We start from the raw sequence: 14,867 nt of genomic DNA, 5'->3' as shown, positions 1-14,867 counted from the left end.
GGCAATGTTCAGGAGCGTGCCGGTTCGGCGTCCCGCGCAGTGATCGACACGACCTCGACGGCACCGTCGTCGTAGGCGTCGTAGGCCGGCGATCCGTCGCCCTTGGGGGGCTGCACATCGGAGTGTGCACCGCAGCCGTACTCGGCCGAGACCACCCGCCCGTCGGCGGCGTACTCGTTGGCACACGCACCGAACCCGGCTCGCAAGGCGCCGGCGAGCGGCACATAGAAGCCGCATGTGCAGCAGGAGTACGGGGCCGCCTGCGCCATCTCGGAGGTGGGTCCGAAGTCGCCGTCGTACCAGCGCTGCGCGGCGTCGGCGCGGCCTTCGCGGCTCAGCAGCCGCTTACGTCCGAGGCCGAGCTCACCGGCGATCTGGCCGATGTCGTCGGGCTCGGGGGAATCGGACTCGAAGCGGAACTCGTCGCCGGTGTCGATCTGGTTGGGCACCAGTCGGGTGTCGTCGGGTTCGGCGGCCAGCAGGTCACCCGGGGCGAGATCGCCGGACACGACACGTTCGACCCACGGCACCCACGGCGGCGCGAGCAGCGAGCCCTCACCGGGAAGCAGCACCACCTCGCTGAGGGTGATCTCGTCGGTACCCGGAGCGCCCGCCAGCACGACGCACCACTGCCAGCCGCGGTAGCCCGCGAGCTCGGCATCGAAGTAGTGTGCGACCGCCCATTCACCCTCGACAACGCTGCGCCGATGCGCGCCGGGCTGCTGACCTTCGTCGAGCAACGCGGCACGTGCGATGTCCACGGCCTCCAACAACCGTCCGCCGTCACTTACCTGAGTCACCGTTCCAGTGTGCAGCATCGCCGACGTGGCCCACACAACGACCCGCTTCAAGCGCCATGCGCCCGAGATGAGGAACAATCGTCAGCGTGATCCCACGGAGTTCCCGACACGACGATGGGCGCGGGACCCCCAGGGGTCCGGCGGGCCAGCATCCCCACCAGCCGCAACCCGATCCTCGCGCGCGCCGGGCCGCGCAACATCCCGGCTCGACGAACTATCCCGCCGACGAGACCCGACAGATGCCGGGGCGCAGGCCCGCACCCGGCTGGGGGCCGCCGCCCGGACCCGGTCCGGGTCGCAACGCCTACCTGCCACCGCCCACCCACAATCCACACCTGCCGCCGCTCGATGATCGTGGCCGGCCGCATCCCGACGACGCCGAGACCCGCGCGATGCCGACCGAGCACGGCCCCCGCACGCCCAAGAAGCTGACCGTCATGCGGGTCGCGGCCATGCGGAGCCGCGAGCTGACCGGCAAGGGCATCGGCAAGATCCATCAGGCCGCCACCGCCGACGGCGCCGACCGGTCCGGACTCACCGCGCTCACCCTGCCGGTGATCGCGAACTTCGCCGCCGACGCCGCGATGGCCGTCGCGCTCGCCAACACCCTGTTCTTCGCGGCCGCGTCGGGTGAATCCAAGACCAACGTCGCCCTGTATCTGGCGCTGACGATCGCACCGTTCGCACTGATCGCGCCGCTGATCGGCCCCATGCTCGATCGCCTACAGCGGGGCCGTCGTATCGCGATGGCCGCGACCTTCGGTCTGCGCGTCGTCCTGGCGTTGCTGATCATGGCCAACGTCCAGTGGAACGACGCGACCCAACAGCTCGAATACGACCCGTGGGTGCTCTATCCGTGCGCCCTGGGTCTGCTCGTGCTGTCCAAATCGTTCGGTGTGCTCAAGTCCGCGGTCACCCCGCGCGTGGTGCCACCGACCATCGACCTGCCGCGGGTGAACTCCCGCCTGACCACCTTCGGCCTGATCGGCGGGACGATCGTCGGCGGGGCGCTGGCCGCGGGCGTGGAGATGGTGCTCGGCAAGCTGCTTCCGCTGCACCTGCCCGGGGCGATGGTGTGGCTGGCGATCGTCGCCGCCGCCGGCGCCTACCTGTGCATGCGCATCCCGTCGTGGGTCGAGTCCACCGAGGGCGAGATCCCCACGACCCTGACCTACCACGGCGAAGCCGCCCGGACGTCCGTGCCCGAACACGAGCAGACGACCAGCGCCCGGGACGGCGCGAAGATGATCGCCGCGAAGATGCGTCAGCCGCTGGGCCGCAAGGTGGTCGCCGGGCTCTGGGGCAACGGCACCATCCGCATCCTGACCGGCTTCCTGACGCTGTTCATCGCGTTCTACGCCAAGGCCCAGCAGGGCGACGCGTCGGACTGGACGCAGCTGCTGCTGCTCGGCGCGGTCGGTGCGGCCGCGGGCGTGGGCAACATGATCGGCAACGGCGTCGGCACCCGACTCGAACTCAAGAACCCGCCGGGCATCGTCGTGTGGGCGACCGCGGCGTGTTTCGTCGTCGCGGTACTCGCCGCGATCTTCGGCAACATCGCCGCGGCCGCGTTCGCCGCGCTGATCGCCTCGGGCACCAGCGCCATCGGCAAGGTGTGCCTGGACTCCTCGATCCAGGACGATCTGCCCGACGAGTCCCGCGCCTCGGCATTCGGCCGGTCGGAGACCGTGCTGCAGCTGTCGTGGGTGTTCGGCGCCTCGCTGGGAGTACTGCTGCCGCCGACACTGTGGATCGGTTTCACCGTCGTGTCGGTGCTGCTGGGCCTCGGCCTGCTGCAGACCGTGATGACCACCCGCGGGAAGTCGCTCGTCCCGGGTCTCGGCGGCAAACGTCCCGACCACGCCGCCCCGACCGTCGCCTTCCGCGCCGCCGGGCACGGCCGGACGACCCCGAGTGCCGCCGACACACGGCCCCACGCCCGCCCGTCGACAGCTCGGATGCCGAGTTCTCAGAAGACACCGACGGCACCCCTCCCCCACCGGGACGGCCGGAGCCACAACCCCGGTGAGCACCCGCCCCACAACGAGACAGGACAACGTCACCCGTGATCAGCAGTGGTGAGAAGAAGGCGCTGGCGATCATCGCCGCCGTGATCGTGGCATTCGTCGCGGTGGTGGGGACCTCGGTGTTCCTGTTGACCCGCAATGCCACCCACGACGACCAGCCCTACATCCACGTCGCCGTCGGCAAGGAACTGCGCACCGTCGAGGCGCTGTGGTGGTGCGACCTGATGCTGACCGAATGCGATCCGGAGATCACCCGCCCGCGGGCGACGGCCGAGGTGCCGGTGGAGGTCGGGACGACAGCGATGTTCACCGTGTCGAGTGAGATCGCCGACGGGCCCTGGAACCTGGCCGCGGTCTACCTGACCCCGAAGGGCCTCATCGAGGACGAACAGCCCCAGGAGGCGGGGAAGTCCTACACGCTCACGCTGAAGTCGACACCCGACCGGGTGCTGCTGGGCGTCACGATTCTGTCCGCCTCGGCCCGCCTCACGCCCGCCGACGAAATCCTTCCGCGGGGTGAGTTCGCCATCCAGACGGCGTCGCAGGAGTACCTCGACGACCTGGGCTGAGGCCTCAGGCGCGTCGACGCGGCCGCCGTGCAGTGGAGACCAGTGGAGTGGAGATCAGCTCTCGAGCTCCCGCGCGACGGCGCGGACGACCTCGGAGATGCGTTGCGCGGTCTTGCGATCGGGGTAACGGCCCTTACGCAGATCGGGCTGGACCTTGGCCTCGAGGAGCGTGATGAGGTCGGCGACCATCCCGTGCAGCTCGTCGGGTGAATGCCGTTTGACGTCCTTACGTGCGGCCTCGCGCACGTTCTTGGAGACACTCGGTGCGGGATCGAGCACCTTGACGCTCAGCGCCTGCGGACCGCGACGACCGGCAGCCATGCCGAATTCCACCCGTTGTCCGGGCTTGAGGGCCTCCACCCCGTCGGGCAGGGCCGACGAACGGACGTAGACGTCCTCGCCGCTCTCCTGAGAGAGAAAGCCGAAGCCTTTTTCCGCGTCGTACCACTTCACCTTGCCGGTCGGCACTGTGCTCACCCTCATCTGTCCGTCAGTACTGCTGAGAAAATCGACCCGTCACAACAAAAGACGCCATCACCCATGCGGTAGCCCGACGGTCGGAACCGTGCGGGCCCAGACGGATGCAAGGCGCCTGCATCCCCATCGTAGCCAACGGGGTACCCCGGGGTCACACCATTACCCCTGTGCACACCTCGCCAGGCGTCGCCGTTGCGACTCGTGCACTACCGTGGAGCCATGCAGAAGACGTCGTCACCGCGGTTGCTGCAGGCCGCCGGGGTGATTTTCGTGATCGGGCTCCTCTCCATCGTGGCGTTGTTCGTGACGCCGCTGGTCACCGACGGCGACACCGCACCGACCGCGGTCTACCTGCTGACAATGTGCGCACCGCTGGGATTCGTCCTGGGCCTGGTGTACGCACTCCGTGCCGGACGCCGAGCCAGGTGAGGACCGTGACCGCAACCATCGACACCACCCCAGATCTCGCCCCCGTCTCCGACGGCAAGGCGCTGCGAGAGGCATACAGCTGCTTCCCGTCCGGCGTCGTCGCCGTGTGCTGCCTCCGACCCGGCGACGGCAACGAGGCGGACGCCGCGGAGGATTCGGCCACGCTGATCGGAATGGCGGCGAGCTCCTTCACGACCGTCTCCCTCGACCCGCCTCTGGTCTCGGTGTGCGTGCAGAACACCTCGACGACGTGGCCGCAGATCCGTAGCGCACCGGCGATCGGTGTGAGCGTGTTCGCCGGCGATCAGACCGACGTGTGCAAACAGCTCGCCGGTCCGTCGCAGCATCGTTTCGACGGCATCACGCCACTGCGCACCGAGCGGGGCGCGATCTTCGTGCCGGGTGCCGCCGCCCATCTGTCGTGCGTCATCCACAACGAGATCCAGGCGGGCGACCACACCGTCGTGTTGCTGGAGATCGAGACCCTGCGCGCCGATCCCGGCGTCGAGCCGCTGGTGTTCCACGCCAGCACCTTCCGTGCACTCGAGGCGCGAAAGAGCCCGGAAACGAAGTGAACGCGAACCCACCATGAGCATCGTCGGCCTCGGACTACCCACTCCACGGCCCCCGCAGGCCGGGGCGTCATCGGGTGTGCCGTCCGACGGGCCGCTGCGCGACACATTCGGTCGCGTCGCCAAGGATCTGCGTGTCTCGGTCACCGACCGCTGCAATCTGCGCTGCAGCTATTGCATGCCGGCCGAGGGGCTGGACTGGATGCCGGCCGATCAGGTGCTCGACACCGCGGAGATGATCCGGGTGCTGACGATCGCGGTACGCGATCTGGGTATCGAACGCATCCGTTTCACCGGCGGCGAACCGCTCCTACGACGCGATCTCGAGCACATCATCTCGGCGGTCTCGGCGCTGCCACAGAACCCCGAGATCGCGATGACCACCAACGGCCTCGGGCTGACCAGACGCATCGGCGGCCTGGTGGAGGCCGGCCTCGACCGCATCAACGTCTCCCTGGACACCGTCGACCGCGCCCGGTTCGCGGAGGTCACCAGGCGTGACCGGCTCGGCGACGTGCTCGACGGCCTGGCCGCGGCCCGCGACGCCGGACTCGCCCCGGTGAAGGTCAACGCCGTCGTCCCCGACCACGCGGACCTCGACGGCCTGCCCGACCTGCTCTCCTACTGCCTCGACCACGGTTACGAACTGCGGATCATCGAACAGATGCCGCTCGACGCCGACCACGCATGGCAGCGGTCGCAGATGGTGACCGCCGACGAGATCCTCGCGACCCTGCGTGCACGGTTCACACTCCTGCCCGACCCGAAGCCGCGCGGCAGCGCCCCGGCGGCCACGTGGCTCGTCGAGGGCCGACAGGCCCCGGGCGGGAGAACCGCCCGCGTCGGGGTGATCGCATCGGTCACACGGCCGTTCTGCGGCGATTGCGACCGCACCCGGCTCACCGCGGACGGTTCGTTGCGCAACTGCCTGTTCGCGACGTCGGAGACCGATCTGCGCACCGCCCTGCGCACGCTGCCAGAGGCCCAGATCGATGCCGCCGTCGCCGCCATCTGGCGCGGCGACATGTGGCAGAAGGCGGCAGGACACGAGGTGAACGCCGCGGGCTTCGTCCAGCCGTCCCGGCCGATGTCGGCGATCGGCGGCTAGGCTCGCCCCCGATGAACCTCACCGTCCGTTATTTCGCCGCCGCGCGCGCCGCCGCGGGAACCGACCAAAGTGTCGTCGAGATCGACCCGTCGACGACGCTCGGTGAACTCGAACGCACTCTCGCCGCCGGAAACCCTTCCCTCGGGACGGTTCTCGAGCGCTGTTCCTATCTGCGCGACGAGGTCGCCCTGGCCGACCGCAGTCGCACGCTCGGCGTGTGCACGACGCTCGACGTACTTCCCCCGTTTGCCGGTGGCTGACACCACACTCACCGTGTGACCTTTATCACATAACGGGGGGGTAACGAGAAGGGCACGGGACGGCCACTAACCCGTTGAACTGCGATGACGGGCAAACTGGGTCGGGGGACCCGATTTCGGCCGAAAAATGAGTTGCGTTCGAGCAGGTGAATCAGCCGAACGAACGACGTACTGTTCGAGTCGACCACCTTCGGGAGGTCACAGCACAACAACCAAGACATAACGTCCCACCGACCGCGCCGAGCCTCGTTCCGTCGGTGGGAACGACAAGCAATCTAGGAACGAGGACGGGGGACCCAACCTCAATCCCCTGAGAACGGACACCACACCAGGTGTCCTCGGGGTTAAGTCCCGGAAGCCTCGGCACACGCCGAGGCGCCTGGGGCCGAGCACCTCTCGCTCGAACCCGACAGCTGACTTCGTAGGCGCGTGGAGAGAGGAATAGATCTATGTCCGGACGTCATCGCAAGCAGACGACCAGCACGACCGCCAAGACCATCACCAAGGTCGCCCTCACCGGAGCCGTTCTCGGCGGCGGAGCCGCCCTCATGGGCACCGGCACGGCGAACGCCGCGACCGACGCCGAATGGAACCAGGTCGCCGAGTGCGAGTCCGGTGGCAACTGGGCCATCGCGACCGGCAACGGATACCACGGTGGCCTGCAGTTCGCGCCGAGCACCTGGAGCAGCCACGGCGGCGGCGAGTTCGCCCCGACGGCCAATCAGGCCACCCGCGAGGAGCAGATCGTCGTCGCCGAGCGTGTGCTGGCCTCGCAGGGCAAGGGCGCATGGCCCACCTGTGGCACCGTCCTCTCGGGTTCGACCCCGCGCACCGCGCCCACCGACACCCCGCGCCAGCTCCCGAAGCTGCCTGACGGCAACGGAAGCTTCAGCTTCGTCAAGGCTCCCGAGGCCAAGTCCACCGAGGACGTCGCCAAGCAGGTCACCACCGCGCTGACCGATGCCGGCGTCAGCCCCGAGGTCAAGAACCTCTGGCACGCCGCCAAGAACAGTGGCGTGGCGCTGAGCCCCGAGCAGATCAAGATGTTCAACGACAACAAGCATCTCCTGCCGCTCCCCTGATCTCCTGCCCTCACGGATCGTCCATCCGTGAGCGGCACGGCAGAGGGCCCCAGTCGAAGGACCCCGCACGATGAGCGATCCGTGCGGGGTCCTTTTCCAATTCAGGCCGAGTTTCCAGTCAGGCCCAGTTTCCAGCCAGGCCGGGTCTTTGATCAGGCCGAGTTGACCCACTCGTCGGTGCCGTCGTCGAAGAACTGGTGCTTCCAGACGGGCAGTCGTGCCTTCACCTCGTCGACGAGGCGGGAGCAGGTCTCGAACGCCGCCCGACGATGGTCGGCGGCAACCGCGACGACGAATGCCACGTCGCCGATCTCGAGGTCACCGATCCGATGCGAGACCGCGACAGCGCGCACGCCATCGACGGCCGACACCTCCTCGACGACCTCGGCGAGGACCTTCGGCGCCGTCGGGTGCCCGGAGTAGTGGAGTGCGGTGACCGTCCGGCCGCCGTCGTGATCGCGGACCGCGCCGACGAAGCCGACCACCGCGCCGGCCTTGCCACCGGCGGCGCCGGCGACCATCGCCTCGTGCGCCGAAAGTCCGATCGGCTCCTCTGACATCGCGGTGTGCACGACGACCGGCATCAGTGGTCTCCTCCACGGATCTGGTCGAGTGCGTGGTGCACGACGCCGCCGAGTACACCCAGGCCGTCGCGCACCCCGCCGGTCGATCCGGGCAGGTTCACCACGAGCGTCGACCCGGCCACCCCGGCGATCCCGCGCGAGAGCACCGCGGTCGGCACGTTCGGCAGGCCCGCTGCGCGGATGGCGTCGGCCAGGCCCGGGATCTCGGTGTCGAGTAGCGGGCGCGTCTGTTCGGGGGTGCGGTCGGTGGGTGTCAAACCTGTTCCGCCGGTGGTGATCACGAGGTCGACGCCGACGTAGATCGCGGCGCGGAGGGCGTCGCCGACCGGCGGCCCGTCGGCCACCACGTCGCATTCGTCCACCTCGAAACCATGCTCGACGAGCCAGGCGTCGATGATGGGTCCGGTGCGGTCGACGTAGACGCCGCTGCTGGCCCGGTTCGACGCGACGACGATGCGGGCAACGCGCGAGCGGGTGTGCGCGGTTGCGGTCTCGGGGGGTCGCGCGGGGTCAGCCATCGGAGTTGTCCGGCCGGTCGCGGTGCCAGTCCCCTGATTTGCCGCCCGTCTTCTCCAGCAGCCGGATGCCGTCCATGTGTGCGCGCCGGTCCACGGCCTTGACCATGTCGTGCAGGGTCAGCCCGGCGACGGCGACCGCGGTCAGTGCTTCCATCTCGACGCCCGTCTGACCGGAGGTGGCGACGGTCGCGGTGACGTCGATGGAATCGGCACCGATGGTGAAGTCGAGCTCCACCGACGACAACGCGAGCTGATGACACAGCGGTATCAGCTCGTCGGTGCGTTTTGCCGCCATGATCCCGGCGATGCGTGCGGTGGCCAGCACATCGCCCTTGGGCAGCCGCGACTCACTCAGCAGGTCGATGACCTCGGCCGTGGTGTGGAAGGTGCCGCCTGCGACGGCTCGACGTCGCGTCGTCGCCTTGGCGCCTACGTCGACCATGTGCGCCGACCCGGAGCTGTCGATGTGGGTCAACCGGGAGCCGTCGGCTCCTCCGGTCTCGCCGAAGCCCGACCCACCCTGGTCAGTCCCGGTGGGCGGCATCGGTGTCAGCGGTTGACGACCGTCTTCGCCTGCACGAAGGGCAGGTCGTCGACCGGTAGCGGGAACTCGGTCTCACCGAAGGGTGAGAGCGCGCCGGAGATATGGGTCGCGAGTTCGGAAACCGCGTGGTCGGCGGCCGCGCCGTCGTCGTCCTGCGGCCAGCCGTTGTCGACGTAATGCTTCTTGCCGGCCTGCTTCTTCGCTGCGCTGTCAGCACCAGATTTGTTTGCCACGTCGAGCATTGTGCCATGTCGTTCGGATGAACAAGTGCCGTGTCCAGGGCATGCCCCCCATGCTGGGGCTATCGTCGTCGCAACACAGTGGTCACGCCAGCAGGAGGCGCCGATGGCCCACCAGCCGGATCAGGTCGCCGGGTACCGCGTGATCGCCCGACTGGGCAGCGGCGGTATGGGCACCGTGTACCTGGTCGAGAACCCGCAATTGCGTCGACGCGAGGCGCTCAAGGTCATCTCCGTCGCCGAGACCGTCGACGAGGAGTTCGCCCGTCGTTTCAGCCGTGAGGCACAGACCGCCGCCGCCCTCGACCACCCGAGCATCGTCACGATCTATCACTACGGTGTCACCGACGGCGACCCGTGGTTCACGATGACCTACCTCGACGGGCAGGACCTGCGCCACACATCCTTGCGGCGCGACGAGATCGCCACCGTCGTGGCGCGCGTCGCCGACGCCCTCGACTATGCCCACGACCACGGGGTGGTCCATCGCGACATCAAACCGGCCAACATCCTCGTCACCCGCCGGGCGATGGACGGGGCCCTCGACCGCGTTGTGGTCCTCGACTTCGGCATCGCCAAGCTCACCACCGCCACCACACTGACCGCGCCGTCGTCGTTCGTGGGCACTCTGGTCTACGCCGCGCCGGAGATCCTCGACGGCAAGCCTGCGGGCCCGGCGTCGGATCAGTACTCACTGGCGTGCACCGCCTACGAGTTGCTGGCGGGGACGACACCGTTCGAGGCCGACACCCAGACCCGCCACATCGTGGCGAAACTGACGACGCCGCCGGACCGGATCAGCGCGCACCGGCCCGAGCTCGCCGCCCTCGACCCGGTCTTCGACCGGGCACTCGCCCGCGGCCCCCTGGACCGGTATCCGACGTGTCGCGCCTTCGCCGAAGATCTGCGCGCCGCACTCGCCGTCGGCGGCCCCGACCTGACGGACAAGCACTCGGAATCCTCTGCCACCCAGATCATCTCGACACCGCGGCCTCATCCACCGGCCCCGGAGACCCTCGCACCGCCACACGGTCCACCCAGGCATGATCAGCGGCCGGGCTTCCAGCCCACACCCAGCGGCACACAACATCTCGCCTCGCCGCCGGGCATCACTCCGCCGCTGGGAGCGTATTCGCAGACCGGCACCCAGGTCGCTCCCCCGCCGGCCTCGTCACGGGAACGCCCGCGCCGGTGGCCGCTGATCGTGGGTGCGGTGAGTGCCGTCGTGTTGCTGGCGGTGGCCGCGGCGATCGCGGTGAGCACGCTGCGCGGCGGCACGGACGACGGCGCCGGATCGGTGGCTGCCGCGGATGCAGCCGCCGAAGTCGCGCTCAGCGCGGGCCTCGGCGCCACCTGCTCGATCCGCGACCAGGTCGCATACTGCTGGGGCAGCAACGACGCCGGACAGATCGGCGACGGCACGACGACCAGCCACCCGACGCCCACCCGCGTCGCCGACCTCGCGAACGTGACCTCGATCAGCACCGGCGGCCCCAACAGCTGCGCCGTCGCCGACGCCACCGCCTACTGCTGGGGAAACAACGACTACGGACAGATCGGCGACGGCACCACCGACGCCCGGCTCACCCCCACCCGCGTCGCCGACCTCACCGATGTGACCGCGATCTCGACGGCCAACTGGGCCACCTGCGCGATTTCGGCGGGCGCTGCTTACTGTTGGGGCACAAACGATTTCGACCAGGTCGGCGACGGTTCGACGGCCAACCAGCACCGTCCGGTGCGCGTCGCCGGACTCGACGACGTCACCGCCATCACCGTCGGCGTGAACTTCACCTGCGCGGTAGCCGCCGGCGACGCCTACTGCTGGGGCCTCAACGACAAGGGTCAGGTGGGCGACGGCACCACCACCAACCGGCCTCGCCCGACGCGGGTCGCCGACCTCGACGGCGCCACCGCGGTCTCGGCCGGCGCGGGCACCGCCTGCGCCGTGGCGGGCGGCAGCGCTTATTGCTGGGGTGCCAACGATTTCGGGCAGCTGGGCGAGGGCAGCACCTATGCGCGCGAGACCGCGACCGCCGTCCCCGACCTCACCGACGTCACCGCCATCAGCACCGGCACCTCGAGCACGACATGCGCGATCGCCGGCGGCACCGCCTATTGCTGGGGTTCCAACGCGTGGGGATCGGTGGGCGACGGCACGCTCGAGGACCGCTGGAAGCCCACCCCGGTCACCGGATTGTCCGACGTCGGCGCGATCTCGACCGGCGAACGCACCTCGTGTGCGTCCGCGGCGTCGAACTTGTACTGCTGGGGATTCAACGCCACCGGACAGCTCGGCGTCGGCGGTTCCGACGACCGCCCGACACCGACGCAGGTCACGTACTAGGAGGCCGTCGAGTCATCTGAATGAAGGGTGCCACGCACCAACATTCGTTCGGTATCGTCCCAGCGTACGTCCCCCGAGGACAGTGATTTCGACCCAGGAAGAGGTGACGCCGTGCCGATGAGTCCCGGCACCCAGATCGCCGGCTATCGCGTGATCTCTCTACTCGGCGCGGGCGGAATGGGCGAGGTCTACCTGGTCGAGAACCTGCAGCTCGAGCGGCGCGAGGCGTTGAAGGTCATCTCGACAGCGGTGAGCGCGCAGCCCGGATTCAACCAGCGGTTCACCAACGAGGCGCGCACGACCGCCAAACTCGACCACCGCAGCATCATCACGATCCACCAGTACGGCATCGAGGACGGCTCGCCCTGGTTCTCGATGAGCTATGTGGAGGGCAAGGACCTCACCGAGGAGCGACTGACCCCGGCGGAGGTGTCGACGGTCGTCACGCAGGTCGCCGACGCCCTCGACTACGCACATCGCCACCACGTCGTGCACCGAGACATCAAGCCCGCCAACATACTTGTGACGCGTGATCCCGCGACCAACGCCGTCGAGCGCGCTCTCGTCCTCGACTTCGGGATCGCGAAACTGGCCGGTTCGGCGAATCTCACCGGCACCCATTCCTTCATCGGGACCGTCGCTTTCTCGGCACCGGAAACGCTCGAAGGCGCCGACGCCACAGCACGATCCGATCAGTACTCACTCGCCTGTACCGCCTACGCCCTGCTCGCCGGACAGCCGCCGTTCGTCGGACAGTCCGAGCCGTCGGTGATGCTCGGCCACATCCAGCGGCCCGTCCCCCACATCGGCCGGTTGCGCGGCGACCTCGCCCACCTCGACCCCGTGTTCCAGCGCGCGCTGGCCAAGGATCCCGCCGCCCGCTACCCCGATTGCCGCAGTTTCGCGACGGCGTTGAACGCTGCCCTCACTTCTCCTGCGGCACAGGGGAACACGATGGTCGCCGCGCCTGTTCCACCACCCACGCTGGTAGGCGGCAGCACCGGGGCGCCGTCGGCTGGGCACCCGCAGTTCCGCGGACAGCACGGGCAGTACACCCCGCCGCCGCAACCGACGATGTCCGGCCCAGGTGCCCCTGGCCCATCGGGCCCGCAGCCGTTGCTGCGCAACCCTTCCGGACCGCAACCGCCGTATTCGTCGGCTCCCCATCCGTCCGGTCCCCACCTCTCGGCACCTCATGGACAACCGGGGTTCCCCGGCACTCCGCCGATGCCGCCCCAGAAGAAGCGCACCGGACTGATCGTCGCCGGAGTGCTCGGCGCGGTGCTGCTGCTCGTGGTGGCCGCGGTCGTCGGGTTGGCTGTTCTCGGCAGCACCGTCGACGACCCGGCGAAGGCCACCGTCGCGCAGCCCGTGGTGGCCACCAATTTCGGCAGCAGCTGCGCGGTGGTCGCGGGCAGCGTGCACTGCTGGGGCGACAACGACACCGGTCAGCTCGGCGACGGCACCACCACCTCGCACACCCGCCCGGTCGCGGTGAACGGCGTGTCGGGGGCCACCGCGGTCACCACCGGGGGCTACCTGACCGGCGAGAACGCCTACGTCGCCACCTCATGTGCCATCGCCGCGGGCGACGCCTACTGCTGGGGCAACAACCACTACGGCGAGATCGGCAACGGCACCGACGGCGCCGCGGTCAACACCGCGGTCAAGGTCGGCACCATCTCCGACGTCAAGGCGATCTCCACCGGCTGGGGCACCACCTGCGCGGTCGCCGGCACCGACGCCTACTGCTGGGGCAACAACGAGTACGGCCAGCTCGGCACCGGCGGCAGTGCCGACCCGGTGTCGGTCCCCACCAAGGTCGGCGGACTCGGCACCGTCACCGACGTCACCACCGCCTACGGCACCACCTGCGCGGTGTCCGACGGCTCCGCATTCTGCTGGGGCGCCAACGACAGCGGTCAGATCGGCGACGGCAGCACCGCGGCACGGTCGACGCCGGTCAAGGTCGGTTCGCTGGCCGACGTCACCGACATCACCATCGGCGGCTACCACGAGTCCTCCGACGACGACGACCCGAACACCAACACCAGCACGTACTTCCACACGACCTGTGCGGTCGCCGGCGGCGAGGCCTACTGCTGGGGTTCCAACGCCTACGGCCAGATCGGCGACGGCACCGCCGAGACCCGGCAGGCACCGGTCAAGATCAACAATCTCTCGGGTGTCCGCACCATCTCCACCGACTGGGGTACCACCTGCGCGGTCTCCGAGGACAAGGGATTCTGCTGGGGCGACGACGACCGCAGCCAGCTGGGCTCGACCGGCGGTTCGGTCAAGATCCCGCGCGAGGTCTCGACCCTCACCGACGTCACCTCGATCTCCACCGGCAACGGGACGTCGTGCGCGATGTCGGCGGGCTCGGTGTACTGCTGGGGCTTCAACAACGACGGCCAGATCGGCGACGGTTCGAGCGGTGAGAGCGCCAACCGAACCACCCCGACGAAGCTGACGATCTAGCCCTGCCGCCTGAGCCCGTCGAAGGCCTACTCCCTCGACCCGATGAGCGCCTCGGACACGGCCCCGGCGGCCGTACGCAGAGCGGTGACCGCGCGGGCGCGCAGATCGTCGTCGAACCGGGCGACCGGCCCCGAGATGCCGACCGCCATCGGCGTCGGTGCACCGGGGACCGCGACCGCCATGCCGCAGACCCCGACCTCGTGTTCCTGCTCGTCGATGGCGACGCCGTCCGCGCGCACCTTCTCGACGGCGGCGAACACGCCGGACAACGACGTGACACTCCATTCGGTGGCGGGGGTGAGCCCGGCCTGGGTGACGTGCTTCAGGATTCGCGCATCGTCGAGTTCGGCGAGGACCGCTTTGCCGACCGCGGTGTTGTGCATCGTGACCCGACGCCCGACCTCGTTGTTGGTGCGCATGCTGTGTGGTGACGGGACCTGCGCCACGTAGATGACCATGTCACCGTCGAGTACCGCGAGACTCGCGGTCTCGCTGAGCTCGGCGACCAGCGAGGCGAGGACCGGCGCGGCCACGGCGCCGAGCTGCCGGTTGGCGACCTCGCCGAGCCGGATGAGCCGGGGCCCCAACGCATACGACCGGTTCGGGAGTTGCCGGACATATCCGATGCCCACGAGTGTCCTCAGCAGACGATGAATGGTCGGCGGCGGTAGCGGCGATTCTGCGGAGAGATGACTCAGCGAACACTCGCCGCCTGCGCGGCCGATCAGTTCCAGCAGCTCGAATGCGCGCTCGACCGACTGCACACCGCCCGAGTTCCCCGCCATCGCCACCTCCACAGTCCGGCATCACGCTACGTTCCGTGATGTGAA

At 69.1% G+C, this 14,867-nt stretch carries 16 protein-coding genes and 1 riboswitch; of the genes, 9 read left to right on the top strand and 7 right to left on the bottom strand.

Translation table 11 applies throughout. From position 1 onward, the window contains the following. Positions 1-8: 8 nt before the first annotated feature. Positions 9-800 (bottom strand): DUF3027 domain-containing protein, encoded by a 792-nt coding sequence (locus H1R19_RS05980; RefSeq protein ID WP_219850880.1) that lies wholly within the window; start codon positions 798-800, stop codon positions 9-11. 86 nt (positions 801-886) lie between these two features. On the opposite strand from H1R19_RS05980, the gene H1R19_RS05975 reads away from it, so the two are divergent. After that, complete coding sequence (locus H1R19_RS05975; RefSeq protein ID WP_219850879.1) at positions 887-2,869, top strand: MFS transporter; 1,983 nt, start codon at positions 887-889, stop codon at positions 2,867-2,869. Beyond that, the gene (locus H1R19_RS05970) at positions 2,866-3,396 is read left to right on the top strand and encodes a DUF2771 family protein (protein WP_219850878.1); all 531 of its coding nucleotides are present in this window, start codon (positions 2,866-2,868) and stop codon (positions 3,394-3,396) included. Before H1R19_RS05975 ends, H1R19_RS05970 begins: the two co-directional genes overlap by 4 nt. A 54-nt stretch (positions 3,397-3,450) precedes the next feature. Here H1R19_RS05970 and H1R19_RS23345 read toward each other — a convergent pair whose 3' ends face one another. Continuing rightward, positions 3,451-3,864 (bottom strand): cold-shock protein, encoded by a 414-nt coding sequence (locus H1R19_RS23345; RefSeq protein ID WP_188331709.1) that lies wholly within the window; start codon positions 3,862-3,864, stop codon positions 3,451-3,453. A gap of 228 nt (positions 3,865-4,092) precedes the next feature. Between H1R19_RS23345 and H1R19_RS05960 the strand changes: the two genes are divergently transcribed. From H1R19_RS05960 to H1R19_RS05940, 5 genes are all read left to right on the top strand, one after another. Continuing rightward, on the top strand, positions 4,093-4,302 hold the full coding sequence (locus H1R19_RS05960; RefSeq protein WP_219850877.1) for a hypothetical protein: 210 nt from the start codon (positions 4,093-4,095) through the stop codon (positions 4,300-4,302). Between the two features lie 5 nt (positions 4,303-4,307). Continuing rightward, complete coding sequence (locus H1R19_RS05955; RefSeq protein ID WP_219850876.1) at positions 4,308-4,877, top strand: flavin reductase family protein; 570 nt, start codon at positions 4,308-4,310, stop codon at positions 4,875-4,877. A gap of 13 nt (positions 4,878-4,890) precedes the next feature. Further along, a complete protein-coding gene (gene moaA / locus H1R19_RS05950) occupies positions 4,891-5,982 on the top strand; it encodes a GTP 3',8-cyclase MoaA (RefSeq protein ID WP_219850875.1) in 1,092 nt (363 codons plus the stop codon). An 11-nt stretch (positions 5,983-5,993) separates the two neighbouring features. Then, entirely contained in the window at positions 5,994-6,242 is a 249-nt protein-coding gene (locus tag H1R19_RS05945) for a MoaD/ThiS family protein (RefSeq protein ID WP_188331673.1), read from the top strand. Positions 6,243-6,501: 259 nt separating this feature from the next. Next, positions 6,502-6,686: riboswitch (cyclic di-AMP (ydaO/yuaA leader) on the top strand. A 5-nt stretch (positions 6,687-6,691) separates the two neighbouring features. Continuing rightward, complete coding sequence (locus H1R19_RS05940; RefSeq protein WP_219850873.1) at positions 6,692-7,324, top strand: transglycosylase family protein; 633 nt, start codon at positions 6,692-6,694, stop codon at positions 7,322-7,324. A gap of 152 nt (positions 7,325-7,476) precedes the next feature. Here H1R19_RS05940 and H1R19_RS05935 read toward each other — a convergent pair whose 3' ends face one another. From H1R19_RS05935 to H1R19_RS05920, 4 genes are read right to left on the bottom strand one after another with little or no spacing between them, the layout of a single operon-like run. Beyond that, positions 7,477-7,908: a molybdenum cofactor biosynthesis protein MoaE gene (locus H1R19_RS05935; protein ID WP_219850872.1), complete on the bottom strand. Its 432-nt coding sequence runs from the start codon at positions 7,906-7,908 to the stop codon at positions 7,477-7,479. Beyond that, positions 7,908-8,426 (bottom strand): MogA/MoaB family molybdenum cofactor biosynthesis protein, encoded by a 519-nt coding sequence (locus tag H1R19_RS05930; RefSeq protein ID WP_219850871.1) that lies wholly within the window; start codon positions 8,424-8,426, stop codon positions 7,908-7,910. The genes H1R19_RS05935 and H1R19_RS05930 overlap by 1 nt, the downstream gene beginning before the upstream one ends. Further along, positions 8,419-8,970, bottom strand: coding sequence for a cyclic pyranopterin monophosphate synthase MoaC (gene moaC / locus H1R19_RS05925; RefSeq protein ID WP_219850869.1), 552 nt, complete (start codon positions 8,968-8,970; stop codon positions 8,419-8,421). The genes H1R19_RS05930 and moaC overlap by 8 nt, the downstream gene beginning before the upstream one ends. Positions 8,971-8,975: 5 nt before the next feature. After that, positions 8,976-9,212 (bottom strand): hypothetical protein, encoded by a 237-nt coding sequence (locus H1R19_RS05920; protein WP_219850867.1) that lies wholly within the window; start codon positions 9,210-9,212, stop codon positions 8,976-8,978. Between the two features lie 103 nt (positions 9,213-9,315). Between H1R19_RS05920 and H1R19_RS05915 the strand changes: the two genes are divergently transcribed. After that, a complete protein-coding gene (locus tag H1R19_RS05915; RefSeq protein ID WP_219850865.1) occupies positions 9,316-11,556 on the top strand; it encodes an RCC1 domain-containing protein in 2,241 nt (746 codons plus the stop codon). Positions 11,557-11,667: 111 nt separating this feature from the next. Then, positions 11,668-14,037: a protein kinase domain-containing protein gene (locus H1R19_RS05910; RefSeq protein WP_219850863.1), complete on the top strand. Its 2,370-nt coding sequence runs from the start codon at positions 11,668-11,670 to the stop codon at positions 14,035-14,037. Positions 14,038-14,063: 26 nt separating this feature from the next. Here the strand turns inward: H1R19_RS05910 and H1R19_RS05905 are convergent, their stop codons facing one another. Continuing rightward, positions 14,064-14,822 (bottom strand): IclR family transcriptional regulator, encoded by a 759-nt coding sequence (locus H1R19_RS05905; RefSeq protein ID WP_188331665.1) that lies wholly within the window; start codon positions 14,820-14,822, stop codon positions 14,064-14,066. Positions 14,823-14,867: the final 45 nt, after the last annotated feature.

It is taken from the genome of Gordonia jinghuaiqii, assembly GCF_014041935.1.
Classification (GTDB): Bacteria; Actinomycetota; Actinomycetes; order Mycobacteriales; family Mycobacteriaceae; genus Gordonia; species Gordonia jinghuaiqii.
The sequence above is the reverse complement of the archived record's forward strand: the minus strand, read 5'-3'. Positions and strand labels throughout refer to the sequence as shown.

Excerpts from the sequence above, each read along its gene's own strand:
- H1R19_RS05960 (WP_219850877.1), top strand. The coding sequence starts at position 4,093 with ATGCAGAAGACGTCGTCACCGCGGTTGCTGCAGGCCGCCGGGGTGATT.
- moaA (WP_219850875.1), top strand. The coding sequence starts at position 4,891 with ATGAGCATCGTCGGCCTCGGACTACCCACTCCACGGCCCCCGCAGGCC.
- H1R19_RS05945 (WP_188331673.1), top strand. The coding sequence starts at position 5,994 with ATGAACCTCACCGTCCGTTATTTCGCCGCCGCGCGCGCCGCCGCGGGA.
- H1R19_RS05940 (WP_219850873.1), top strand. The coding sequence starts at position 6,692 with ATGTCCGGACGTCATCGCAAGCAGACGACCAGCACGACCGCCAAGACC.
- H1R19_RS05935 (WP_219850872.1), bottom strand. The coding sequence starts at position 7,908 with ATGCCGGTCGTCGTGCACACCGCGATGTCAGAGGAGCCGATCGGACTT.
- H1R19_RS05930 (WP_219850871.1), bottom strand. The coding sequence starts at position 8,426 with ATGGCTGACCCCGCGCGACCCCCCGAGACCGCAACCGCGCACACCCGC.
- moaC (WP_219850869.1), bottom strand. The coding sequence starts at position 8,970 with ATGCCGCCCACCGGGACTGACCAGGGTGGGTCGGGCTTCGGCGAGACC.
- H1R19_RS05920 (WP_219850867.1), bottom strand. The coding sequence starts at position 9,212 with ATGCTCGACGTGGCAAACAAATCTGGTGCTGACAGCGCAGCGAAGAAG.
- H1R19_RS05915 (WP_219850865.1), top strand. The coding sequence starts at position 9,316 with ATGGCCCACCAGCCGGATCAGGTCGCCGGGTACCGCGTGATCGCCCGA.
- H1R19_RS05905 (WP_188331665.1), bottom strand. The coding sequence starts at position 14,822 with ATGGCGGGGAACTCGGGCGGTGTGCAGTCGGTCGAGCGCGCATTCGAG.